Origin of the sequence: Halobaculum sp. D14 (genome assembly GCF_051195135.1) — an archaeon.
Taxonomy (GTDB): Archaea; Halobacteriota; Halobacteria; order Halobacteriales; family Haloferacaceae; genus JBNTKA01.
In genome coordinates, this window is sequence record NZ_JBNTKA010000003.1 from 380,248 (window position 1) to 401,211 (window position 20,964).

General features: G+C 70.2%; 23 protein-coding genes and 2 tRNA genes. 20 read left to right on the forward strand and 5 right to left on the reverse strand.

Going from position 1 to position 20,964, the window contains the following annotated elements:
* Positions 1-116: 116 nt before the first annotated feature.
* Positions 117-1,274 (reverse strand): dihydropteroate synthase, encoded by a 1,158-nt coding sequence (locus tag ACQUST_RS12825; protein WP_435129201.1) that lies wholly within the window; start codon positions 1,272-1,274, stop codon positions 117-119.
* A 139-nt stretch (positions 1,275-1,413) separates the two neighbouring features.
* Here ACQUST_RS12825 and ACQUST_RS12830 point away from each other — a divergent pair, with 139 nt between their 5' ends.
* Positions 1,414-2,001, forward strand: coding sequence for a hypothetical protein (locus ACQUST_RS12830; protein WP_435129205.1), 588 nt, complete (start codon positions 1,414-1,416; stop codon positions 1,999-2,001).
* Positions 1,998-2,726 (forward strand): RNA methyltransferase, encoded by a 729-nt coding sequence (locus ACQUST_RS12835; protein WP_435129208.1) that lies wholly within the window; start codon positions 1,998-2,000, stop codon positions 2,724-2,726. Before ACQUST_RS12830 ends, ACQUST_RS12835 begins: the two co-directional genes overlap by 4 nt.
* On the opposite strand, the gene ACQUST_RS12840 is transcribed toward ACQUST_RS12835, so the two are convergent.
* On the reverse strand, positions 2,727-3,173 hold the full coding sequence (locus ACQUST_RS12840; protein WP_435129211.1) for a MaoC family dehydratase: 447 nt from the start codon (positions 3,171-3,173) through the stop codon (positions 2,727-2,729). It lies immediately after the preceding gene.
* Between the two features lie 242 nt (positions 3,174-3,415).
* Between ACQUST_RS12840 and ACQUST_RS12845 the strand changes: the two genes are divergently transcribed.
* The 15 genes from ACQUST_RS12845 to rpsB all read left to right on the forward strand — a co-directional run bounded on the left by ACQUST_RS12845 (position 3,416) and on the right by rpsB (position 13,398).
* Positions 3,416-5,254: a glutamate--tRNA ligase gene (locus ACQUST_RS12845; RefSeq protein ID WP_435129361.1), complete on the forward strand. Its 1,839-nt coding sequence runs from the start codon at positions 3,416-3,418 to the stop codon at positions 5,252-5,254.
* Between the two features lie 187 nt (positions 5,255-5,441).
* The gene (locus tag ACQUST_RS12850; RefSeq protein ID WP_435129214.1) at positions 5,442-6,914 is read left to right on the forward strand and encodes a CoA-acylating methylmalonate-semialdehyde dehydrogenase; all 1,473 of its coding nucleotides are present in this window, start codon (positions 5,442-5,444) and stop codon (positions 6,912-6,914) included.
* A gap of 325 nt (positions 6,915-7,239) precedes the next feature.
* Positions 7,240-7,323: transfer RNA gene (locus ACQUST_RS12855), tRNA-Ser, on the forward strand.
* A gap of 20 nt (positions 7,324-7,343) precedes the next feature.
* The gene (locus ACQUST_RS12860; RefSeq protein ID WP_435129217.1) at positions 7,344-7,862 is read left to right on the forward strand and encodes a 30S ribosomal protein S13; all 519 of its coding nucleotides are present in this window, start codon (positions 7,344-7,346) and stop codon (positions 7,860-7,862) included.
* Positions 7,859-8,383, forward strand: coding sequence for a 30S ribosomal protein S4 (locus ACQUST_RS12865; RefSeq protein WP_435129220.1), 525 nt, complete (start codon positions 7,859-7,861; stop codon positions 8,381-8,383). The genes ACQUST_RS12860 and ACQUST_RS12865 overlap by 4 nt, the downstream gene beginning before the upstream one ends.
* Positions 8,384-8,788 (forward strand): 30S ribosomal protein S11, encoded by a 405-nt coding sequence (locus ACQUST_RS12870; RefSeq protein WP_435129223.1) that lies wholly within the window; start codon positions 8,384-8,386, stop codon positions 8,786-8,788. It abuts the gene before it with no gap.
* A gap of 3 nt (positions 8,789-8,791) precedes the next feature.
* Positions 8,792-9,544 carry a DNA-directed RNA polymerase subunit D gene (locus ACQUST_RS12875; protein ID WP_435129226.1) on the forward strand — a complete coding sequence of 251 codons (753 nt, stop codon included), beginning with the start codon at positions 8,792-8,794 and terminating at the stop codon, positions 9,542-9,544.
* Positions 9,545-9,683: 139 nt separating this feature from the next.
* Positions 9,684-9,768, forward strand: a tRNA-Leu gene (locus ACQUST_RS12880).
* 65 nt (positions 9,769-9,833) lie between these two features.
* Complete coding sequence (locus ACQUST_RS12885; RefSeq protein ID WP_435129229.1) at positions 9,834-10,190, forward strand: 50S ribosomal protein L18e; 357 nt, start codon at positions 9,834-9,836, stop codon at positions 10,188-10,190.
* A complete protein-coding gene (locus ACQUST_RS12890) occupies positions 10,187-10,624 on the forward strand; it encodes a 50S ribosomal protein L13 (protein WP_435129232.1) in 438 nt (145 codons plus the stop codon). Before ACQUST_RS12885 ends, ACQUST_RS12890 begins: the two co-directional genes overlap by 4 nt.
* Entirely contained in the window at positions 10,618-11,016 is a 399-nt protein-coding gene (locus ACQUST_RS12895; RefSeq protein WP_435129235.1) for a 30S ribosomal protein S9, read from the forward strand. The genes ACQUST_RS12890 and ACQUST_RS12895 overlap by 7 nt, the downstream gene beginning before the upstream one ends.
* Positions 11,017-11,028: 12 nt before the next feature.
* Positions 11,029-11,223 carry a DNA-directed RNA polymerase subunit N gene (locus tag ACQUST_RS12900; RefSeq protein ID WP_222607868.1) on the forward strand — a complete coding sequence of 65 codons (195 nt, stop codon included), beginning with the start codon at positions 11,029-11,031 and terminating at the stop codon, positions 11,221-11,223.
* Positions 11,223-11,405, forward strand: a complete 183-nt coding sequence (locus ACQUST_RS12905; RefSeq protein ID WP_435129238.1) for a DNA-directed RNA polymerase subunit K — start codon at positions 11,223-11,225, stop codon at positions 11,403-11,405. The genes ACQUST_RS12900 and ACQUST_RS12905 overlap by 1 nt, the downstream gene beginning before the upstream one ends.
* Complete coding sequence (gene eno / locus ACQUST_RS12910; protein ID WP_435129241.1) at positions 11,402-12,613, forward strand: phosphopyruvate hydratase; 1,212 nt, start codon at positions 11,402-11,404, stop codon at positions 12,611-12,613. Before ACQUST_RS12905 ends, eno begins: the two co-directional genes overlap by 4 nt.
* On the forward strand, positions 12,610-13,398 hold the full coding sequence (gene rpsB / locus ACQUST_RS12915) for a 30S ribosomal protein S2 (protein WP_435129244.1): 789 nt from the start codon (positions 12,610-12,612) through the stop codon (positions 13,396-13,398). The genes eno and rpsB overlap by 4 nt, the downstream gene beginning before the upstream one ends.
* A 149-nt stretch (positions 13,399-13,547) precedes the next feature.
* Here rpsB and ACQUST_RS12920 read toward each other — a convergent pair whose 3' ends face one another.
* Positions 13,548-13,895 (reverse strand): hypothetical protein, encoded by a 348-nt coding sequence (locus ACQUST_RS12920; protein ID WP_435129247.1) that lies wholly within the window; start codon positions 13,893-13,895, stop codon positions 13,548-13,550.
* Between the two features lie 553 nt (positions 13,896-14,448).
* On the opposite strand from ACQUST_RS12920, the gene mvk reads away from it, so the two are divergent.
* Together mvk and ACQUST_RS12930 are read left to right on the forward strand one after the other, a co-directional pair.
* Positions 14,449-15,459: a mevalonate kinase gene (mvk, locus tag ACQUST_RS12925; protein ID WP_435129250.1), complete on the forward strand. Its 1,011-nt coding sequence runs from the start codon at positions 14,449-14,451 to the stop codon at positions 15,457-15,459.
* A 1-nt stretch (position 15,460) separates the two neighbouring features.
* Positions 15,461-16,207, forward strand: a complete 747-nt coding sequence (locus ACQUST_RS12930) for an isopentenyl phosphate kinase (protein WP_435129253.1) — start codon at positions 15,461-15,463, stop codon at positions 16,205-16,207.
* A gap of 19 nt (positions 16,208-16,226) precedes the next feature.
* Here the strand turns inward: ACQUST_RS12930 and ACQUST_RS12935 are convergent, their stop codons facing one another.
* Positions 16,227-17,144: a DMT family transporter gene (locus ACQUST_RS12935; RefSeq protein ID WP_435129256.1), complete on the reverse strand. Its 918-nt coding sequence runs from the start codon at positions 17,142-17,144 to the stop codon at positions 16,227-16,229.
* Between the two features lie 2 nt (positions 17,145-17,146).
* Entirely contained in the window at positions 17,147-17,992 is an 846-nt protein-coding gene (locus ACQUST_RS12940) for an MBL fold metallo-hydrolase (RefSeq protein WP_435129259.1), read from the reverse strand.
* Positions 17,993-18,094: 102 nt separating this feature from the next.
* Here ACQUST_RS12940 and ACQUST_RS12945 point away from each other — a divergent pair, with 102 nt between their 5' ends.
* Entirely contained in the window at positions 18,095-20,869 is a 2,775-nt protein-coding gene (locus ACQUST_RS12945) for an ATP-dependent helicase (protein ID WP_435129262.1), read from the forward strand.
* The last annotated feature ends 95 nt before the right edge of the window (positions 20,870-20,964 follow it).

Below are 20,964 nucleotides of genomic sequence, written 5' to 3' on the forward strand. Positions count from 1 at the left end.
GTCGGTCGAATCCGCCGAGTAATACGGTATTGGGCCGGAAGCGCACCAGAGTACCCCTACCCGTGGGCCCTTCCGGCTTCCAGTCGCCTCTTCCGGCCGGGATGGTATAAGTTTTCTCACTCGGTCACACCCCGTAACGCCCGTAAGGCCGCATCGAGACCGTCGCTAACGCCACTTGCGGCCGCTGAAATATTCCGGAGTCCGGCGGGCGTCCCGACCACCAGCACCGTCGCCGCTTCGCCGACGATGAACGCCGACGACTCCGCGGCAGCGGCCCGCAGCGCCCCGATTTCCTCCGGGTCGAGCCCGGAGAACTCCACGGTGCGCGTCACCGCCTGCCCGGCCAACGCGGGGTCGCCGCCGACCCGGTCGATGTGGCGCGCGGCCTCGCCGGCGGTCGTCACGTCCAGTTCCTCAACAGACACCGCTTCGCCCTCGTCGCCGGCGGCGTCGCGGCGGACGCGGTCGCGGGCGAACTCCTCGCCGATGAGCGCGGCGTCCCGGGTCTCGGCGACGTCGTGGGTGCGGACGACGTGCGCGCCGCGTTCGACGGCCATCGACGTCGCCGCCAGCGACACCGGCAGCGCCGCCTCCGTGTCGCGTCCGGCGACCTCCCGGAGGAAGTTCTTCCGGTTGATGGACACCAGAATCGGGTGGCCGTAGCCGCGGAACTCCCGGAGGCGACGGAACGTCTCCCGGTCGTCCTCCAGCGTCTTCTCGTCGGACCAGCCGCCGAACGCCGGGTCGACGATGGTCTTGTCGGTGAAGCCGTTCAGCGCCAGCGCGTCGTAGATGTCGTCGACGTCCTCGACGGCGCCGGGCCGTTGGAGGTCCGGGGGCGACGCCATCTTCACGACCGCCGCGTCGTGGGCCGCACACACCGCCGGCATCTCCGGGTCCGCGAACCCGCAGATGTCGTTCACCATGTCGAAGCCGCGCGAGAGCGCCGCGTCGGCGACCTCGTGGTACCGCGTCTCGATGCTGAACACGGCGTCGCCCGACGACGCCTCCATCGCCGCGACCGCGGTGTCGAGCCGCTCCAGTTCCTCCTCGGCCGACAGCACCTCGAACCGCTTGTTCGCCGACTCCAGGCCGACGTCGACGATGTCGGCGCCCTCGCCGATGAGTTCCTCGTCGACGTACGCCGCGGCGGCCTCCGGGTCGTCGAAGACGGACGGCGAGTACGGCGACTCCTTCGAGACGTTCAGCACCCCCATGATTCGGGGCGGGTGTTCGTCGCCGATCGGCAGTCCGGCGGCGTCCACTGTTCGCATGGCTCCGCGGTCGGGTTCGTCGTGCTTCGGTGTTGCGGTCCACGCGAGCCGGCAGCGGGGAGCGGCCGGACGGACGGCCGTCCGAAGCCGGGCGGCGTGAACGCGCCGTTTATCACCGCGCACCCGCAACGGCCGACAAATGGGTAAGGTGAGCATCGGCCTGCGGGGCTGGCGCTTCGACGAGGACGACCTGTTCACGGACGACGGCGACTGGCGGCCGCTGGAGGAGGTGCCGCACGACCCGCGGCACCGGCTCCTCCGGCTGCAGGTCGTCATCGGGAAGCCGTGTGACGCCTGCTACCTGATTCACGGGGAGGCGGACAAACAGCGCTGCCGCGAAGCGAAAATCGTGTACGGCGAGCCGCTCGACGAGGTGCTGCTGTGTGACGACCACGAGGCTGACTTCCTCTACTGGTTCCGCGAGCGCGGCGGCAGCGACGTCGCCGGCGAGGAGACGTTCCGTGACGCCTTCCACGAGTGGTTCGCCGACGGCGGCCGCGCCCCGGACGGCTACGGCGGCATGGACCACGTCGAAGCGGCGCCGGACGACCTGCCGGACCTGCCGGACCCGGAGGACGTCTACGACCGCGAGCAGGAACTGCTCGAAGACGAACGGCCGGACTTCGACGACTCGGCGGACGGCGCCGCCGGTGACGCCGACGGCTCCGCGCCCGACCTCGACGACGCCGACCTCGACCTCGACCTCGACCGGGAGTATCCGACATGAGCGGCCGCGAGTTCGCCGTCGTCGTCGTGGAGCCGGAGACGCCCGGGAACGTCGGCACCATCGCGCGGGCGATGAAGAACTTCGGCGTCACTGACCTGAAGCTGGTCGACCCGCCCGAGATCAAAGAGGGCGGCGAGGCGTACGGCTTCGCCGGCCACGCCCGCGAGGACGTGCTTCCGAACGCCGACGAAGTGACGTTCGACGAGGTCGTCGAGCGGTACCACACCGTCGGCACCACCGCCATCACCGGCGAGGACGCCAGGCGGCACGTCCGCTTCCCATTCAAGACGCCGGCCGAACTCCGCGAGTCGCTCGCGGCGGTCGACACCGACACGGCGCTCGTGTTCGGCCGCGAGGGCCGCGGCCTCAACAACGAGGAGCTGGCGCGCATCGACGAAGTCGTCTCCATCCCGGCCAGCCCGGACTACCCGGTGTTGAACCTCGGGCAGGCCGCGACCGTGACGCTGTACGAACTCCGCGACCTGTTTCTGGCGGACACGCAGCTCCCGGACACGGAGCGCGAACGCGCCGCGGAGCCGACCATCGAGCGGCTGTACGACCAGTTCTCGGCGTTCCTCGGCGAGGTCGAACACCGCGACCACAAGCGCGACCGCACCGAGCGACTCATACGGCGGCTGGTCGGCCGCGCACACCCGACGGACAAGGAGGTCAGCACGCTCACCGGCGTGTTCCGGAAGGCGACGCGCGACCTCCGCGAGGAGTGACTACGCGGCGTCGCGCCGGCGGTACATCACGTTCCCGACCATCGAGAAGACGCAGTCGCCGTCGCCGTTGTACGTCTCGATTCGCGGCCTGACGACGCCGCGTTCGGGGCGCTCGGGAATCGCCTCCTCGACTTCGACCTCGATGCGGAGCACGTCGCCGGGGCGGACCGGGACGCGCCACCGGAGTTCGTCGACGCCTTTCGCGCCCACGACCGCGGCGTCGTCGAGCACGCCGTCGACGAGCAGCCGCATCGTGACGGACGCCGTGTGCCACCCGGACGCGATGAGGCCGCCGTACGGGGACTCCTCGGCGGCGCGCTCCGGGTCGGTGTGGTACCACTGCGGGTCGTACTGCTCGGCGAACGTCAGGATTTCCTCGCGCGTCACCTCGTAGTCGCCGTGCTCGAAGGTGTCGCCGACGGCGACGTCTTCGAAGTACGTCGTCATGCGTCGGGGCACGCCGCGCCGCCCCATCAACGTTCCGTGCCGACGCGTCCGCGCCCCGTCGCCGTCGGCCGCTTAACTCACGTGAAACGTCGACACGTCTAAGCCCGACACAGCCGTCCGTTCGGACGCCCCTACCCGGGTGTGCCCGTTCACGCCCTCCGCGGCTCTTTCGTTCCGGCGCCGGCACGCCGAATCCGGGTCCGTTTTCACCCCCGCCGGCGAAGCCGGCCGTAATGACCGACATGGACGAGGAGCTGCGAGAGCGGGTCCGCGCCGAGGCGGAGACGGCGGCGCTGTTCAACGCCCTCAAGCACGGCTCCGACCCGGAGGTCGGCGCCATCATGGGGCCGCTGATGGGCGAGAACCCCGAGTTCCGCGAACACGGCGACCAGATTCCGGGCGTCGTCGCGCCCGTCGTACAGGAGGTCGCCGGCATGGACGAACAGGAGCGGCGCGAGCGGCTCAGCGAGCTCGCCCCGGAGCTCGTCGAGGAACTCGAAGCGGAGGACGAGGCGGACGAGCGGGCGCTGCCAGACCTGCCGAACGCCGACGAGTACGACGAGATTCGGATGCGCGCGGCGCCGAATCCGAACGGGCCGTGGCACCTCGGCCACGCCCGGATGCCGTCGGTCATCGGGACGTACAAGCAGCGGTACGACGGCCACTTCATCGTCCGGTTCGACGACACCGACCCGGAGACGAAGCGCCCGGACCTCGACGCGTACGACGCCATCCTCGACGACGTCGACTACCTCGGCTTCGAGCCGGACGAGGTGCTGCGCGCCTCGGACCGCGTCGAGACGTACTACGACTACGCCCGCGACCTCATCGACGAGGGCGGCGCGTACACCTGCTCGTGCCCCGCCGAGCAGTTCCGCGAACTGAAGGCCGACGGCGAGCCGTGCCCGCACCGGGACAAGGACGCCGAGACGGTCCGCGCCGAGTTCGAGGAGATGGTCGACGGCGAGTACGACGCCGGCGAGATGGTGCTTCGCGTCCGCACCGACATCACCCACAAGAACCCCGCGCTGCGCGACTTCGTGGCGTTCCGCGTCGTCGACACGCCGCATCCGCGGGAGGAGGCCGCCGACTACCGCGCGTGGCCGATGCTCGACTTCCAGTCCGGCGTCGACGACCACCTGACGGGCGTCACCCACATCATCCGCGGCATCGACCTCCAGGACTCCGCGAAGCGCCAGCGGTTCGTCTACGACTACTTCGGCTGGGAGTACCCCGAGGTGCTCCACTGGGGGCACGTCCAGGTCGACGAGTACGACGTCAAACTGAGCACCTCGAGCATCAAGAAGCGAATCGACGCCGGCGACCTCACCGGTTGGGACGACCCGCGCGCGCCGACGCTGAAGTCCGTGCGGCGCCGCGGCATCCGCGGCCAGGCAATCGTCGACGCGATGGTCGAACTCGGGCTGTCCACCAGCGACGTGGACCTCGCGATGTCGAGCGTGTACGCGAACAACCGCGACCTCGTCGACGAGGAGACGGACCGGAGCTTCCTGGTCCGCGACACCGACGTCTCCGCGCCCGGCGGCGACGTGGCCGGCGAGGTTAAGCGCGCCCCCGACGGCCCGGCGCAGCGGCTCGCCGTCGCCGGCGACGACCGGCCCGACGCCGGCCATCCGCCGGTCCACCCGAACCACGAGGAGCGCGGCGACCGCGACATCCCCGTCGGCGACGCCGTCCTGCTGGAAGCCGGCGACGTCCCCGCTCACGGCAACCGCGTCTGGCTGAAAGGCTACGGCTGCGTTCGCAACGACGACGGCACGCTCCGCTGGGTCGGCACCGACATCGAGATGGTCCGCGAAGAGGACGTCCCGGTGGTCCACTGGGTGCCCGCCGACGACAACGTCCCCGTCCGGATGCGGACGGTCCACGGCGACGTCCTCGGCTACGCCGAACCCGGTTTCGCCGACTACGAACCTGACGACCTCGTCCAGTTCGAGCGGGTCGGCTTCGTCCGGTACGACCGCGACACCGCCGCGGACGCCGACGCCGATGTCGACGGCGACGCGGAGGCGGACACCGGCGCCGCGGACGAAACAGTCGTCTACTACGCGCACCCCTGAGCGGCCCGACGGCACTCGGACGACGCCGAGCGCGGGTGCAGAGTCGAACGAGCGGCGTTGAATCCGAGGCGACAGGGCGACCGCGGAGGCGACCCGGTTCGGCCTCGTGGACGACCGTCCGCCGCGGCTGTGCGGGAACCGTACTCGGCGCCGGTAGTTCTTTTTGGGGTTACCCTCACCATTGTTCATGGATTCTATCCCGGTCGACGAGACCGTGCGGAACTACGTCGACGGCGAGTGGCGAGCGCCCGGCGGCGACGACCACCAGGAGGTGTTGAACCCGGCGACGAACGAGCGCGTCGGCACCGTCCCGTTCTCGTCTGCGGCGGCGCTCGACGAGACGGTCGCGGCGGCCGACGCGGCGTTCCAGGAGTGGCGGTCGACCGCGGTCGAACAGCGCATCCAGCCGCTGTTCCGGCTGAAGTCGCTGCTGGAGGAGAACCAGGAGTCGCTCGCGGAGACGCTGGTGACCGAACACGGGAAGACGAAGCGGGAGGCGATGGGCGAGATTCGGCGCGGCATCGAGAACGTCGAGGTGGCCTGCGGCGCGCCGACGATGATGCAGGCGGGCCACCTGCCGCACGCGGCGCCCGACATCGACGAGACGGCGGTGCGTCAGCCGCTCGGGCCGGTCGTCGCGGTGACGCCGTTCAACTTCCCGGCGATGATTCCGCTGTGGTTCCTGCCGTACGCCGTCGCCACCGGCAACACGTTCATCCTGAAGCCGAGCGAACGCGACCCGTTCACGGCGGTCCGCATCGCCGAACTGGTCGAGGAGGCTGGCTTCCCCGACGGCGTCGTCAACGTCGTCCACGGCGGCGTCGACTCCGTGAACCACCTCATCACCCACGACGACGTGGAGGCGGTGTCGTTCGTCGGGTCGACGCCGGTGGCACAGCACGTCTACGAGACCGCGGCGGGCGCGGGCAAGCGCGTGCAGGCGCAGGGCGGCGCGAAGAACCACATCGTCGTCTCCGCGACCGCCGACGTCGACTACGCCGTCGAGAAGACGCTGTCGTCCGCGTTCGCGAACGCCGGGCAGCGCTGCCTCGCGAACCCGGTCGCGGTGGTGGAGGACGACGTCTACGACGAGTTCGCCGACGGCCTCGTCGCGGCCGCCGAGGAGCTGACGGTCGGTGCGGGCCTCGACGACGGCACCGAGATGGGGCCGCTCATCTCCGGGCCGCACCGCGAGTCCGTCCTGGAGTACATCGAGACGGGCGTCGAGGAGGGCGGAACGCTGCTACTCGACGGCCGGGAGCGAGACGTGCCCGCGGAGGGGAACTACCTCGGGCCGACCCTGTTCGGCGACGTCGACCCGGACGACACCGTCGCCCGCGACGAGATTTTCGGGCCGGTGCTCGCGCTCGTCCGCGCCGACGACTTCGACGACGCCGTCGCGACCGTGAACCGGTCGCGGTTCGGGAACGCGGCGTCGCTGTTCACCAGCGACGGCGGCGAGGCGCGGCAGTTCCGCCTCGACGTCTCCGCCGGCAACCTCGGCGTCAACGTCGGCACCGCGGCGCCGATGGCGTTCTTCCACTTCGGCGGACGCGACGACAGCTTCTTCGGCGACCTGCACGCGCAGGGCGACGACGCGATTCGGTTCTACACGGACGAGACGGTGTACATCGAGCGGTGGCCGGACTCGGACGCGTAACCGTCGCGTCGCTGCTGCGGTGCTGGTGCGTCGCTTTCGCGGTGCTGTCGCGTCGCTTTCGCGGTCCTTCTGCGGTCCTGCGGGTCGCTGCCGCGGTGCTGCCGCGTTGCCTCCGCGATTTTAGCGCCTCGCCGCTGAACCGGCCGACCCGCTGCTCGCGGGCGGGGAAGGAAACGGACGGGATTCGCCGTGCTACCGCGCCACACGGCGCCTCCGGCGGTTCCCGCACTTCGTGACGTTTAAGTACCGATGCCGAGTTAGTCCGGGTGTAGTCACTGTAGGGGCGTCGGGTCCCGAGTCCGGAAGGGCGACCATACGAATGCAGGTTGCGGTAGCCAAGCCTGGCCCAAGGCGCTGGGTTGCTAACTCAGTGGCGCAAGCCTCCGGGGTTCGAATCCCCGCCGCAACGCTGACCAGCACACCAACAATATGAGCGCAGAAGAACCAGAGGACGCGCCCGAAGACGACGAGGACCTTCAGTACTTCGTCCGAATCGGTCAGACGGACCTTGACGGGACCAAGACCGTCGAGCGCAGCCTCACCGACATGAAAGGTATCGGCCAGCGTACGGCACGGCTGGTCGCCGAGGCAGCCGACGTGGACCGAACAGCCACGATCGGCCGCCTCGACGACGACGCCATCGACGCCGTCGTAGACGTCGTGGAGAACCTCGAAGACCACATTCCCGAGTGGATGGTCAACCGGCAGAAGGACTTCTTCACCGGGGAGACGGCCCACAAGGTGGGCTCCGACCTCAACGAGAAACGTCGCCACGACATCAACCGCATGAAGATGATTAACTCCTACAAGGGGATCCGCCACCAGCGCGGCCAGAAGGTCCGCGGCCAGCGGACGAAGTCCACCGGCCGCACCGAAGGCACCATCGGCGTCAACGTCGAGGAGATCCGCGAGGAGATGGCTGAAGAAGCCGAAGGTGAAGGCGAATGACGACCGGGAACTCGACCAAACTGTACGAGACGCCGAACCACCCGTACCAGGGTGAACGCATCGCCGAGGAGTCCGACCTGCTCGGCCGCTACGGCCTCTCCAACAAGGAGGAGCTGTGGCGCGCGCAGTCGGAACTGCGCGACTACCGACGCGAAGCCCGCAGCCTCATCGGCGAGGCGCAGGGCGACGTCGAGGCGGCCGGCGAGGCCGGCTCCGAGTTCGTCGCTCGGCTCCGCAAGTACGGCATCCTCGGCGACCACGACGACATCACGGAAGTGCTGTCGCTCGACGTCACCGACGTGCTCGAACGCCGCCTGCAGACCGTCGCGTACCGCAAGGGCGTCGGCAACACGCCGAAGCAGGCGCGGCAGTTCATCGTCCACGGCCACGTGGTCGTCGGCGACGCCCGCGTCACGCGGCCGTCCTACCAGGTGCCGACCGCGGAGGAGGACCTCGTCTCGTTCGACGAGCAGTCCCCGCTCGCGGACGAACTTCACCCCGAACGCGCGGAGGGTCAGTAAATGAGCGAATCAGAGAACACACCGGAAGGCGAGAGCCACTGGGCCATCGCCAACGTCTTCGCATCGTTCAACAACACGCTCATCACCGTCACCGACGCGACCGGCGCGGAGACCATCGCGAAGTCGTCCGGCGGTGCGGTCGTGAAGCAGAACCGCGACGAAGCGTCGCCGTACGCCGCGATGCAGATGGCAGAACAGGTCGCCGAAGAGGTGCTCGCACAGGGCGTCGAAGGCGTCCACGTCCGCGTCCGCGGCCCCGGCGGGAACGCACAGAAGTCCCCCGGGCCGGGCGCGCAGGCGACGATTCGTGCGCTGGCTCGCGCCGGCCTCGAAATCGGTCGCATCGAGGACGTCACCCCCATCCCGCACGACGGGACGCGAGCACCGAAGAAGAACCGCCTGTAATCCATGGCTGACGACGACTTCGACGTGGAGGTCATCACGCGGGACGACCGCTCCGCGCGCCTGCTCGTCCGGGGGCTGACGCCCGCGGTCGCGAACGGGCTGCGCCGAGCGGTGCTCTCGGAAGTGCCCACCCTGTCGATCGACACCGTTCGGTTCGTCGAGAACTCGTCGGTGATGTTCGACGAGATGGTCGGGCTCCGCCTGGGACTCGTTCCGCTGACGACGCCGCTGGACGACTACGAGATCGGCGACACCGTCACGCTCGCCCTCGACGTCGAGGGCCCGGCGACGGCGTACTCCGGCGACCTCGAGACGTCCGACGACCTCGTCCAGCCGGCCGACGAAAACATCCCGATTATCGAGCTGAAGGAGGGCCAGCGCCTCGAGTTCGAGGCCGACGCCGTCCTCGACACCGGGAAGGAACACGCGAAACAGCAGGGAGGCGTGGCCGTCGGATACCGGCACCTCCAGCGCGTGAACGTCGTCGGCGACAAGGACGAATTCGACGAGGAGGAACCGAACATCCTCCGCGGCGTCATCGAGACCGAAGACGGCGAGCTCGTCCACACCGACGAGTTCGGCGCCGACCTGACGAACCGGTACCCCGGCAAGGAGCTGGAGGTGTCGGACGTCCCCGGCGCGTTCGTCTTCCACATCGAATCCGACGGCTCCATGCCCGTCGACGAGCTGACGCTCCGCGCCGTCGCGTCGCTACGCGACCGCGCGGACGAACTGGCAGAGAAAGTCGCAGTATAACCACCAATGTCCGCTGCCTCCGCTCACACGGCGCTCGCCTTCACCGCGAGCGACGGCGCCGGTCGCCGAGACCGCACGCCGTCGCCCCGGTGGAGTATCGAAAGCCGTTTAACCGGGGGCGCGGTACGACGGAGTGCGGGCAGGGATAGCCAAGTCAGGCCAACGGCGCAGCGTTCAGGGCGCTGTCCTGTAGAGGTCCGCAGGTTCAAATCCTGCTCCCTGCACTCCACTCCGTTCTTTCGTGGCTCCGACTCGGAGTCACGGCTCACTCCACTACGGAGGGCTCACTATGAGTAGTAGCAAGACTAATCCGAGACTTCAGAACCTCATCGCCGAACTGAAGTCGGTCGCGCGGCAGTCCGATGCCAACGTCTGGCAGGACGTCGCCGACCGGCTCGAAAAGCCGCGGCGCACGCACGCGGAGGTCAACCTCGGCCGCATCGAGCGGTACGCGAACGAGGACGAGACCGTCGTCGTGCCGGGCAAGGTGCTCGGCTCGGGCGTGCTCCGCAAAGACGTCACCGTCGCCGCCGTCGACTTCTCCGGCACCGCCGAGACGAAGATCGACCAGGCGGGCGACGCCGTGGCGCTCGAAGAACTGCTGTCGAACAACCCCGAAGGGACGAACGTCCGGGTGATCCGATGAGCCTCGCAGAGTTCGAAGCCGACGTCGTCGTCGACGCACGCGACTGCATCGTCGGTCGCGTCGCGTCGAAGGTCGCTCAGCGCGCGCTCGACGGCGAGCGCGTCGCCGTGGTGAACGCCGAACACGCGGTCATCACCGGCAACGAGGACACCACGGTCGAGAAGTTCCGGACGCGAGCGGAGCTCGGCTCCGACCGCGGCCCGTACTACCCGAAGCGTCCGGACCGCATCTTCAAGCGGTCCATCCGGGGCATGCTGCCGTACAAGAAGCCGCGCGGCCGCGAGGCGTTCGAGAACGTCCGCGTCTACGTCGGCAACCCGTACGACGAGGACGGCGACGTCCTCGACGGCACTTCGCTGGACCGGCTGTCGAACATCAAGTTCACCTCCCTCGGCTCGATCTCCGAGGACCTGGGGGCTAACGTCACATGGTAACCAACACGTCCGGCAAGAAGAAGACGGCCGTCGCCCGCGCCACCGTGCGCGAGGGCGAGGGCCGCGTTCGCATCGACTCCAAGCCCGTCGAACTGACCGAGCCGGAGCAGGCTCGCCTGAAGATGCTGGAGCCGTTCCGCATCGCCGGCGAGGACCTCCGCTCGAACGTCGACATCGACGTCGACGTCACCGGCGGCGGCTTCTCCGGGCAGGCTGACGCCGCCCGGACGGCCATCGCCCGCGGGCTGGTGCAGCACCTCAACGACGCTGAGCTCCGCGACGCCTTCATGGAGTTCGACCGCTCGCTGCTCGTGAACGACTCACGGCAGAGCGAACCGAAGAAGTGGGGCGGCCCCGGCGCTCGTGCCCGCTACCAGAAGTCGTACCGCTGAGGTGGTTCGACCATGATGATTCCCGTCCGGTGTTTCACGTGCGGTAACGTCATCGGTGAACACTGGGAGGAGTTCAAAGCGCGCGCCAAGGAGGGCGACGAGGACCCCGCAGCGGTCCTCGACGAACTCGGCGTGGACCGGCACTGCTGCCGGCGCATGATGGTGAGCCACACCGACCTGGTCGACGTCGTCTCGCCGTACCAATAATGAGCACGAACACCCAGTACAACCGGTACGAGAAGGCCCGCATCCTCGGCGCACGAGCGCTGCAGCTCGCGTACGGCGCGCCGGTGCTCATCGACACCGACCAGTCCGAGCCCATCCTCATCGCGGCCGAGGAGTACGACGCCGGCGTGCTGCCGTTCACCGTCCGGCGGGAGGGAAAATGACGCTCGTCGCCTCGGTGTCGCTGCGACGCGTCCTGGACTCCCGCGGCAACGCGACCGTCGAAGCGGACGTGCTGACGGAGTCCGGCGGCTTCGGCCGCGCCGCGGCCCCCTCGGGGGCGTCCACCGGCGAGTACGAGGCCATCGAACTGCCGCCGCGTGAAGCCATCGCGGCCGCGCGGCAGCACGCCGTGCCGCGGCTCGAAGGCGAGGTGCACACCGGCAATCAGCGCGACGTCGACGCCGCGCTGCGCGCCGCCGACGGCACCGACGACTTCTCCGAAATCGGCGCGAACAGCGCCGTCGCCATCTCGATGGCGGCCGCGAAGGCGGGCGCCGACGTGCTGGGCGCGCCGCTGTTCCAGCACCTCGGCGGCTCGTTCCGCGACGCCGGCACGTCGTTCCCGACGCCGCTCGGGAACGTCGTCGGCGGCGGGGAGCACGCCAAGGAGGCGACGCACATCCAGGAGTTCCTCGCCGCGCCGGTCGGCGCGCCGTCCGTCTCGGAGGCCGTCTTCGCGAACGCGAAGGTGCACGGCGCCGTCGGGGACGTCCTCGACGAGCGCGGCGTCGCCGCCGCGAAAGGCGACGAGGGCGCGTGGGCGCCCGCCGTCTCCGACGCCGAGGCGTTCGAGATCGTCGCGGAGGCGACCGAGCGCGTCGAAGACGAGGTCGGGTTCGACATCACGTTCGGGCTCGACGTCGCCGCTGCGGAGCTGTACGACGCCGACGCCGGCGTCTACCGCTACGGCGACGAGGAGCGCAGCCCGGCCGAGCAGGTGGAGTACGTCGCCGGCCTGGTCGACGAGTACGACCTGGCGTACGTCGAGGACCCGCTCGACGAGGACGACTACGACGGCTTCGCCGACCTCACCGAGCGGGTCGGCGACCGGACGCTCGTCTGCGGCGACGACCTGTTCGTCACGAACGTCGACCGGCTGGAGCGCGGCATCGACGTCGGCGCCGCCAACAGCATCCTCATCAAGCCGAACCAGATCGGGACGCTGACGGAGGCGTTCGACGCCGTGGAACTCGCCCACCGGAACGGGATGGACGCGGTCGTCTCCCACCGGTCGGGCGAGACGGAGGACACGACCATCGCACACCTCGCCGTCGCCACGGATGCCTCGTTCATCAAGACGGGGACCGTGGGCGGCGAGCGCACCGCCAAGCTGAACGAACTCATCCGCATCGCGGAGGAAGCCGTATGAGCGAATCAGAAAACGACGCAGACGAGGCGCCCGACGCCGAGGAGGAGGTCGCGGAGACCGAGACCGAGGCCGAGGAGGCGCCCGATACGACAGAGGAACAGCCCGCCGACGCCGAGGAGGAGGTCGCGGAGACCGACGCCGAGGCCGACGAGGAAGCCGAAGAGAGCGGTCCGCGCTTCGACGAGGACGTCATGCCGGACGAGGAGGCCGACCTCCTCATCCCGGTCGAGGACTACCTGTCCGCCGGCGTCCACATCGGGACCCAGCAGAAGACGAAGGACATGGAGCGGTTCATCCACCGCGTCCGCGACGACGGCCTGTACGTGCTCGACGTGAGCCGGACGGACAGCCGCATCCGAACCGCGGCGGACTTCCTCGCCGGCTACGACCCCGAGCAGGTGCTCGTCACCTCCTCGCGGCAGTACGGCCGCTTCCCGGCCGAGAAGTTCGCGGACGCCATCGGCGCCCGCGCCCGCACCGGCCGCTTCATCCCGGGGACGCTGACGAACCCGAAGTACGCCGGCTACATCGAGCCGGACGTCGTCGTCGTCACCGACCCGATCGGTGACGCGCAGGCCGTCAAGGAGGCCATCACGGTCGGCATCCCGGTCATCGCGATGTGCGACTCGAACAACCAGCTCAGCAACGTCGACCTCGTCATCCCGACGAACAACAAGGGTCGCCGCGCGCTGTCGGTCGTCTACTGGCTGCTCGCCAACGAGACGCTCGACCGGCGCGGCGCCGAACCCGGCTACGCCCTCGAGGACTTCGAGGCGGAGCTGTAAGTCGGCGTTTCGATTTCACTGGATTCCTTTCGCGGCGACGACCCACACTTCGAGCGGCCGCTCCGACCTGCGCTTCGAATCGGAGAGCGGTTCGGCAGTTTGAGGAGCGGCGACGCTGCCGGGCGGAGCAGCGACGAACGAACCGTGAGCTACGTCGAGAGCAGTTGGGCGGCGGCTTCGGGGTCGGACGCGGCGACTGCGGCGTTCTCGACGGCGCGGCCGGTGCCGACGCGGACGACCTCGCAGGCGCCGGCGCGTCGGAGGACGGCCTCCCACTCGGCGAGCGCGTCGAGCGCGCCGTCGCCCCACGAGCAGTCGCGGACGTCGACGACGACGCCGAAGCCGGGGCGGCAGCGTTCGACGACGTGCCGCGCGCGCGCCATCGCTTCGACGACGTCTGCGGCGCCGAACGACCCGGTGAGCGTGAGCGACACGCGGTTGTCGTCGGCGTCACGGTCGACCACACGGGTGGCCCGCTGGGAGGTCGTCGAACTCATCGGTCGGATCTGCATCGGTGACCAGCATAATTCCACCGAGTTGAGTATCGAATTTGATACTGGTCCTGTCGGCTGGAGCGGTCCAGGGAGGGGATACTGCGGGCCGATTCGTCGGGGCGTTTCGGGACGGGTACGGCTCCGCGGAAAATCGGACGTGAAAACTCGGCGGGGAGCGGGCGACTCCCCGCCGCGTCGGACGGCCGACCGGGCGCGGTGGGCGGGTGAATGCCGGGCGTGCACTCACTTGGTGTGGGTGGTGGCCGCGGTCGGTCGCCGTCACGCCGTGCTGTTGTGTCTCCGGCGGTCGAGTCTGCACGGCGGGACGTCACGTCAACGCGTTCCCTCTTCCCCCTCGACTCGGCGCCGGCGTTGGGACGTGATGCACAGCCGGTCAAGCCGCGTGACGGCTGAACTGCACCACAGTAGCCGCAGAGACCGAATTGTGCATAAAACTTTCGCCGCGTGTATCGCGGAGAAGAACTGGAGCGTATCGGACGCCGACGGTCCGCGCCGAGTCGGAACATCTGTTACCCCGCGACGCTGAACGGGCCGTATGACCACCTGCAGCGCGCCGGGGAAGGTGTACCTCTTCGGCGAGCACGCCGTCGTGTACGGCGAACCGGCGGTGCCGTGCGCCGTCGAACGCCGCGCTCGCGTCACCGTCGAACCGCGCGACGACCGGAAGGTGCAGGTCGACGCCGCGGACCTGTCGCTCGACGGCTTCACCGTCACCTGGGGCGGCTCCACCGACGACCGGCCGGACGTCGACGTCCCGACGCCGCTGCTCGAAGCCGCGATGGGCTATATCGACGAAGCGGTCGCACAGGCCCGCGACGCCGCGGACGCGCCCGACGCCGGCTTCGACGTCACCATCGAATCCGACATCCCGCTCGGCGCCGGCCTCGGCTCGTCGGCCGCCGTCACCGTCGCCGCCATCGACGCGGCGACCCGGTCGCTCGGCACCGAACTCGCCGCCGAGGACGTCGCGGACCGCGCCTATCGCGCCGAGTACGACGTGCAGGACGGCCAGGCGTCGCGCGCCGACACCTACTGCTCGGCGATGGGCGGCGCCGTCCGCGTCGAGGGCGACGACCGGCGCCGCATCGACGCGCCGAACCTCCCGCTCGTTATCGGCTACGACGGCGGCGCCGGCGACACCGGGAAACTGGTCGCCGGCGTCCGCGCGCTCCGCGACGAGTACGACTTCGCCGCCGACACCGTCGCCGCCATCGGCGACATCACGCGGGAGGGAACCGAACTGCTCCGCGACGCGCCCGAGACGCCCGACGAGGCGTTCCTCGCGGCGCTCGGCGACCTCATGGACTTCAACCACGGGCTGCTCGCCGCGCTCGGCGTCTCCTCGCGGTCGCTCGACGACATGGTGTGGGCGGGCCGCGACGCCGGCGCGTACGGCGCGAAACTCACCGGCGCCGGCGGCGGGGGCTGCATCGTCGCGCTCGACCCGTCGCCGGAGACGAAGACGGCGCTCGAGTTCACGCGGGGCTGTGAGGACGCCTTCCGGGCGGAACTCGCGACCGACGGCGTCCGCGTGGAGGAGGCCTGAGATGGTCACCGTCCTCAAACTCGGCGGCTCCGTCATCACCGACAAGGACCGCCCGGAGACGCTCGACGGCGAGGCGCTCGCCGCGGCCGCGGACGCGATTGCGGCGGCGCTCGCCGACGGCGCCGTCGACGACCTCGTCGTCGTCCACGGCGGCGGCAGCTTCGGCCACCACCACGCGGACGAACACGGCGTCACCACCGACACCGGCAGCCGCGACGCCGGCGAAGTGATGGCGGTCCACGGCGCCGTGAAGACGCTGAACCGGTTCGTGCTGTCTCGGCTCCACGACCGCGACGTCCCGGCGCTCCCGGTGCATCCGCTCTCGGCGGCGAGCCGCGACGCCGACGCCGCGCTGTCGATGCCGACCGACCAGGTCGCGACGATGCTCGACGAGGGGTTCGTGCCGGTGCTCCACGGCGACGGCGTCGTCCACGCCGGCGAGGGCGTCACGGTCGTCTCCGGCGACGAACTCGTCACGCACCTCGCCCGCCGGTTCGCCGCCGACCGCGTCGGGCTCTGCTCGACCGTCCCGGGCGTCCTCGACGTCGACGGCGACGTCATCCCCGAAATCCGGGCGTTCGAGGACGCCGCCGACGCGCTCGGCGCGAGCGACTCCACCGACGTGACCGGCGGGATGGCGGCGAAGGTCCGCGAACTCCTCGCGCTCGGCGCGCCGTCGTACGTGTTCGGTCCGGACGCGCTCGCGGACTTCCTCGCCGGCGACGACGTCGGTACCAGAATCGAGTAGCCGCGCTCGCCGCCCCGGGTCAGTCGAGCCGTCGGCGCAGCGCGGCGCGGACCGCGTCGCGTTTCACCAGCACGAACGCGACGAAGATGAGCGCGAAGCCGCCGACGGTCGTCGGCGCCAGCGTCTCTTCGAGCACGAGAAAGCCGAACAGCGCCGCGAACGGCGGCACCGCGTACTCCAGCAGCCCGGTCTGAATCGGGCCGAGCCGGTCGAGCAGCCGGAAGTACAGCAGGAAGCCGCCGGCGCCCGGGACGACGGCGAGGTACACGAGCCAGCCGTAGCCCGCCGGCCCGGCCGTGACGTCCGCCATCCCCTGACCGAGCGCCGCCGCGGTGACGTGCAGCATGACGGCGCCGGTGAGCGCCATCCACGACTGCAGCGCGAGCGGGCCGAGCGTCGCGTCGTCCTCCCGTGTCGTCACGGCGCCGACGACCCACGCGATGGCGGAGCCGAACACGTACAGGGCGCCGGTGTTCACCGCGAGGTTCGACGGGTCGGGCCGGGCGATGACCGCGAGGCCGGCGAAGCCGACCGCCAGGCCGACGGCGCCGGTGGCGTCGATGCGCTCGGACGGCATGACGAGCCGCGTCGCCATCGGCGTCAACACCGGAATCAGGCCGAGCAGCGTCGCGGCGACGGCGCTGGAGACGTAGTCCTGCCCGGTGAACAGGAAGGCGTGGTGCGCGCCGATGCTGAACGCGCCGCCCGTCAGAATCGGGGCGACGTCGCCGCGGGTCCGCGGGACGACGCTGCGCCCCGCAGCGGCGGTGACGAGGAACAGCAGCGCGGCGGCGAGGCTGAACCGGAGCGCCGCGAGGAACACGGGCGGAAAGCCGTCGAGCGCCGCCTTCGTCGCGACGAACGCGGTCCCCCAGACCGCCGAGAGCGCCACGAACCCGGCCACGTCGCGGTTCACGCCGCGGAGCGTCGCCAGCACCGTCAGACCTCGAACCGCAGGCCGTCCTTCGCGAACCGGACGTCACCGTCGAAGCGCCGGCCGACGCTCTCGAGCATCTCGTCGTGCCGGCCGTCCGTGTGCGGATACAGGTGCGTCAGGTAGACGCGGCCGACGTCGGTGCCGGCGAGCGCCTCGCCGAGCTGCGTCGGCGTCGGGTGGTTGTCGACGTCGACCTCGTCGGGGAACGAGCAGTCGTGTGCGAGCACCTTCGCGCCGTCGGCGAACGACGCCAGCCCGGCGAACGCCTCGGAGTCGCCGGAGAACACGAAGCCGTCGCGGCCGCTTCCGTCTCCGCCCGATTCGTCGCCGGCCGTCCCACCCGACTCATCGCCGGTCGTCCCGCCGGGGCCGTCCTCGTCGCCGCCGCGGTCGCTGAATCGGTAGGCGAACCCGCGCTTCGAGTGCCGCGTCTCCTTCGCTTGGACGTCGAGGCCGGCGACCTCGAAGTCGGCGCCGTCGTGGACTTCGCGGACCCGGAGGTCGACGCGGCCGTCGAGGTACTCGTAGGCGCCGACGTCGAGCAGGTCGTCGACGAGCGCCTTCGTGCCGGGCGGCCCGACGACTTCGAGGTGGTCTTCGCCGGCGAGCCACCGCGCTTTCACCAGCGGGAGCAGGTCGGCGACGTGGTCGAGGTGGTGGTGGGTGAGAAGCACCGTCGACGCCGCCTCGTAGCCGGGGTCGGTCTGGCTGAGCCGGTGGAGGACGCCGGCGCCGCAGTCGACGAGCAGCGGGGCGCGGTCGCCGGGCGCCGCTTCGACCAGCAGCCCGGTCTGCACCCGGTCGGCGACCGGCATCGCCGACCCGGTTCCGAGAAACGTGACGCGCATACAGCGGCTCCGCGGCCGCCGCCGAAATGGGTGACGATTCCACCGCCGACCGCCGCCGCCGGCGACACAACCCACTTACCTGTTCGCGCCCTGCCTCGGACAATGACTGGTCGGGAACTGCTCGCCGCCGGGGACGGGCAGTACGGCTTCGACCCGGACTCGGTCGACATCGCCGACGAGGACGTCCTGCGCCGGCTGGAGCCGGCGGTCCGCGAGTGGTGGGTCGAGCAGTTCGGCGAGTACGTCCCGGCGAACGGCGGCTTCTTCACGCCGCCCCAGCGGGAGGCTATCCCGCTCATCGACGACGGCACGAACAGCCTCGTGTGCGCGCCGACCGGCTCCGGGAAAACGCTCGCGAGCTTCACCGCGATCCTGAACGACCTGTTCCGGCGCGAACGCGACGGCGACGGCCTCGACAACGAAGTGTACTGCCTGTACGTCTCGCCGCTGAAGTCGCTCGCGAACGACATCGCGCGGAACCTCGAAGCGCCGCTCGACGGCATCGCGGAGCGGCTCGCCGACCGCGGCCACGACACGGACCTGCGGCAGGCGATTCGGCACGGCGACACCGGCGACTACGAGCGCCAGCGGATGCTGGAGGAGACGCCGCACATCCTGAACACGACGCCGGAGACGCTCGCCATCCTGCTGAACTCCCCGAAGTTCCGCGAGAAGCTCCGGAGCGTCGAGTACGTCGTCGTCGACGAGATTCACTCGCTCGCCGCGAACAAACGCGGCACCCACCTGTCCGTGTCGCTCGAACGGCTCGAACGGCTCTGTGAGCGGTCGCCGACCCGCATCGGGTGTTCGGCGACCGTCGAGCCGCTCGACGCGATGGCGGAGTTCCTCGTCGGCACCGTCCCGGACGGCGACGGCGGCCGCGAGCCCCGCGAGTACGAACTGGTCGACACCCGGTTCGTCCGCGAGTTCGACCTGCGGCTGGAGTGCCCGACGGACGACCTCATCGCGACGCCGCGCGGCGTCGTCCGCGAGCGGTTCCACGACCGGCTCCACGAACTCGTGCAGTCGCACGAGAACACGCTCGTGTTCACGAACACCCGGTCTGGCGCCGAGCGCGTGCTCGCGACGCTTCGCGACCGGTACGACGCCTACGACGAGTCGAACTCGGGCTGTCACCACGGCTCCATGTCGAAGGAGACCCGCGAGGACGTCGAGGAGAAACTGAAGTCCGGCGACGTCGACGTCGTCACCTCCTCGACGTCGCTGGAACTCGGCATCGACATGCCGCACCTCGACCTCGTCGTACAGGTCGGGTCGCCGAAGTCGGTGGCGTCGCTGCTCCAGCGCGTCGGCCGCGCCGGCCACCAGCTCGGCGAAACCGTCGAGGGCCGCGTCGTCGCGCTCGACCGCGACGAACTCGTCGAGTGCGCCGTGATGCTCGACCAGACGGAACGCGGGTTCGTCGACCGCGTGTTCGTCCCGGAGAACGCCCACGACGTCGCCGCCCAGCACGTCTACGGCATGGCCATCAACGCCGTCCGGCGGGAGGCGGACGTCCTGGAGACGCTCCGGTCGGCGTACCCGTACCGGAACTACGGCGACGACGACTGGGAGCGGCTGATGCAGTACCTGACTGCCGGCTACGCCGGCATGGAGGACCGCAGCGTCTACGCGAAGATCTGGCGCGACACCAACGACCCGCCGAGCGGCGAGCACCACTACGAGGAGTTCCCGGTCGGCGAGCCGCTCGTCGGGAAGCGCGGCCGGCTCGCCCGCGTCATCTACATGACGAACCTCGGCACCATCCCGGACTCGTTCACCTGCGACGTGCTGCTCCGCGGCACCGACGACTGGGTGGGCCAGCTGGACGAGGACTACCTCGACACGCTCGACGCCGGCGACGTCTTCCAGCTCGGCGGCGCCACCTACGAGTACCGGTACCGCCGCGGGTCGAAGGTGTACGTCGACCACAGCGCCGACCGGCCGACGGTGCCGTCGTGGTACTCGGAGCGCCTCCCGCTGAGCTACGACCTCGGCCGGAAGGTGCTGGCGTTCCAGCGCGACCTCCTGGAGCGGCTGGACGACGGCGGCACCGCGGCCGCGCGGCGCTGGCTCCGGCGCTTCCCGCTCGACGAGAACTCGGTGCGCGCCATCACGCGGATGTACGACGAGCAGCGCCGGTACGCCGGCGCGGACTCGGTGTCGACGCCGACGCGGCTCGTCGTCGAGGCGGAGCGGGACCGCGAGGAGTACCAGCGGCGCTACTACGTCCACAGCAACTACGGCCGGCAGTTCAACGACGGCCTGTCGCGGCTCGTCGCGTACCGCTGCGCGCAGCGCGCCACCGCGAACGTGAACGTCGCCGTCGCTGACAACGGCTTCACCGTGACGATGCCGCTGAACCGGAAAGTCGACGTCGCCGGCGTCATCCGCGACCTCGACCCGGACGCCGTCGCCGCCGAGCTGCGCGCCGCCCTCGACGGCACGGACCTGCTGAAACGCTACTTCCGCATCAACGCCACGCGGTCGCTGATGATACTGAAACGCTACAAGGGACACGAGAAGTCCGCCGCCCAACAGCAGGTGTCCTCGGAGATGCTGCTGTCGTTCGCGCAGGGCCTCGACGAGTTCGCCGTGATGGAGGAGACGTACCGGGAACTCACCGAGGACAAACTGAACGTCGCCGGCATCCGCGAGGTCCTCCGCGGGGTGCAGGCCGGCGACGTCGAGGTCGTCCAGCGCGACGTGGAGTCGCCGTCCCCGCGGGCGTTCGGGCTGGCGACGCTGCTCGCCAGCGACGTCGTGCTCGCCGACGACGAGTCCGCGGTGCTCCAGGAGTTCCACAGCCGCGTCCACGACGCCCTCGACGACGACGTCGACGCGGAGCCGCTGACCGAGGCGGACTCGGACGACTGAGCGGCGACCCAATACGGAACGGCCGGGACCGCGACCCTGCACGAAACGTCCGGGACCGCGACACAGCACGGATCGGCCGAGGCCGCGACCCCGCA

Excerpts from the sequence above, each read along its gene's own strand:
- ACQUST_RS12825 (WP_435129201.1), bottom strand. The coding sequence starts at position 1,274 with ATGCGAACAGTGGACGCCGCCGGACTGCCGATCGGCGACGAACACCCG.
- ACQUST_RS12830 (WP_435129205.1), top strand. The coding sequence starts at position 1,414 with ATGGGTAAGGTGAGCATCGGCCTGCGGGGCTGGCGCTTCGACGAGGAC.
- ACQUST_RS12835 (WP_435129208.1), top strand. The coding sequence starts at position 1,998 with ATGAGCGGCCGCGAGTTCGCCGTCGTCGTCGTGGAGCCGGAGACGCCC.
- ACQUST_RS12840 (WP_435129211.1), bottom strand. The coding sequence starts at position 3,173 with ATGACGACGTACTTCGAAGACGTCGCCGTCGGCGACACCTTCGAGCAC.
- ACQUST_RS12845 (WP_435129361.1), top strand. The coding sequence starts at position 3,416 with ATGGACGAGGAGCTGCGAGAGCGGGTCCGCGCCGAGGCGGAGACGGCG.
- ACQUST_RS12850 (WP_435129214.1), top strand. The coding sequence starts at position 5,442 with ATGGATTCTATCCCGGTCGACGAGACCGTGCGGAACTACGTCGACGGC.
- ACQUST_RS12860 (WP_435129217.1), top strand. The coding sequence starts at position 7,344 with ATGAGCGCAGAAGAACCAGAGGACGCGCCCGAAGACGACGAGGACCTT.
- ACQUST_RS12865 (WP_435129220.1), top strand. The coding sequence starts at position 7,859 with ATGACGACCGGGAACTCGACCAAACTGTACGAGACGCCGAACCACCCG.
- ACQUST_RS12870 (WP_435129223.1), top strand. The coding sequence starts at position 8,384 with ATGAGCGAATCAGAGAACACACCGGAAGGCGAGAGCCACTGGGCCATC.
- ACQUST_RS12875 (WP_435129226.1), top strand. The coding sequence starts at position 8,792 with ATGGCTGACGACGACTTCGACGTGGAGGTCATCACGCGGGACGACCGC.
- ACQUST_RS12885 (WP_435129229.1), top strand. The coding sequence starts at position 9,834 with ATGAGTAGTAGCAAGACTAATCCGAGACTTCAGAACCTCATCGCCGAA.
- ACQUST_RS12890 (WP_435129232.1), top strand. The coding sequence starts at position 10,187 with ATGAGCCTCGCAGAGTTCGAAGCCGACGTCGTCGTCGACGCACGCGAC.
- ACQUST_RS12895 (WP_435129235.1), top strand. The coding sequence starts at position 10,618 with ATGGTAACCAACACGTCCGGCAAGAAGAAGACGGCCGTCGCCCGCGCC.
- ACQUST_RS12900 (WP_222607868.1), top strand. The coding sequence starts at position 11,029 with ATGATGATTCCCGTCCGGTGTTTCACGTGCGGTAACGTCATCGGTGAA.
- ACQUST_RS12905 (WP_435129238.1), top strand. The coding sequence starts at position 11,223 with ATGAGCACGAACACCCAGTACAACCGGTACGAGAAGGCCCGCATCCTC.
- eno (WP_435129241.1), top strand. The coding sequence starts at position 11,402 with ATGACGCTCGTCGCCTCGGTGTCGCTGCGACGCGTCCTGGACTCCCGC.
- rpsB (WP_435129244.1), top strand. The coding sequence starts at position 12,610 with ATGAGCGAATCAGAAAACGACGCAGACGAGGCGCCCGACGCCGAGGAG.
- ACQUST_RS12920 (WP_435129247.1), bottom strand. The coding sequence starts at position 13,895 with ATGAGTTCGACGACCTCCCAGCGGGCCACCCGTGTGGTCGACCGTGAC.
- mvk (WP_435129250.1), top strand. The coding sequence starts at position 14,449 with ATGACCACCTGCAGCGCGCCGGGGAAGGTGTACCTCTTCGGCGAGCAC.
- ACQUST_RS12930 (WP_435129253.1), top strand. The coding sequence starts at position 15,461 with ATGGTCACCGTCCTCAAACTCGGCGGCTCCGTCATCACCGACAAGGAC.
- ACQUST_RS12940 (WP_435129259.1), bottom strand. The coding sequence starts at position 17,992 with ATGCGCGTCACGTTTCTCGGAACCGGGTCGGCGATGCCGGTCGCCGAC.
- ACQUST_RS12945 (WP_435129262.1), top strand. The coding sequence starts at position 18,095 with ATGACTGGTCGGGAACTGCTCGCCGCCGGGGACGGGCAGTACGGCTTC.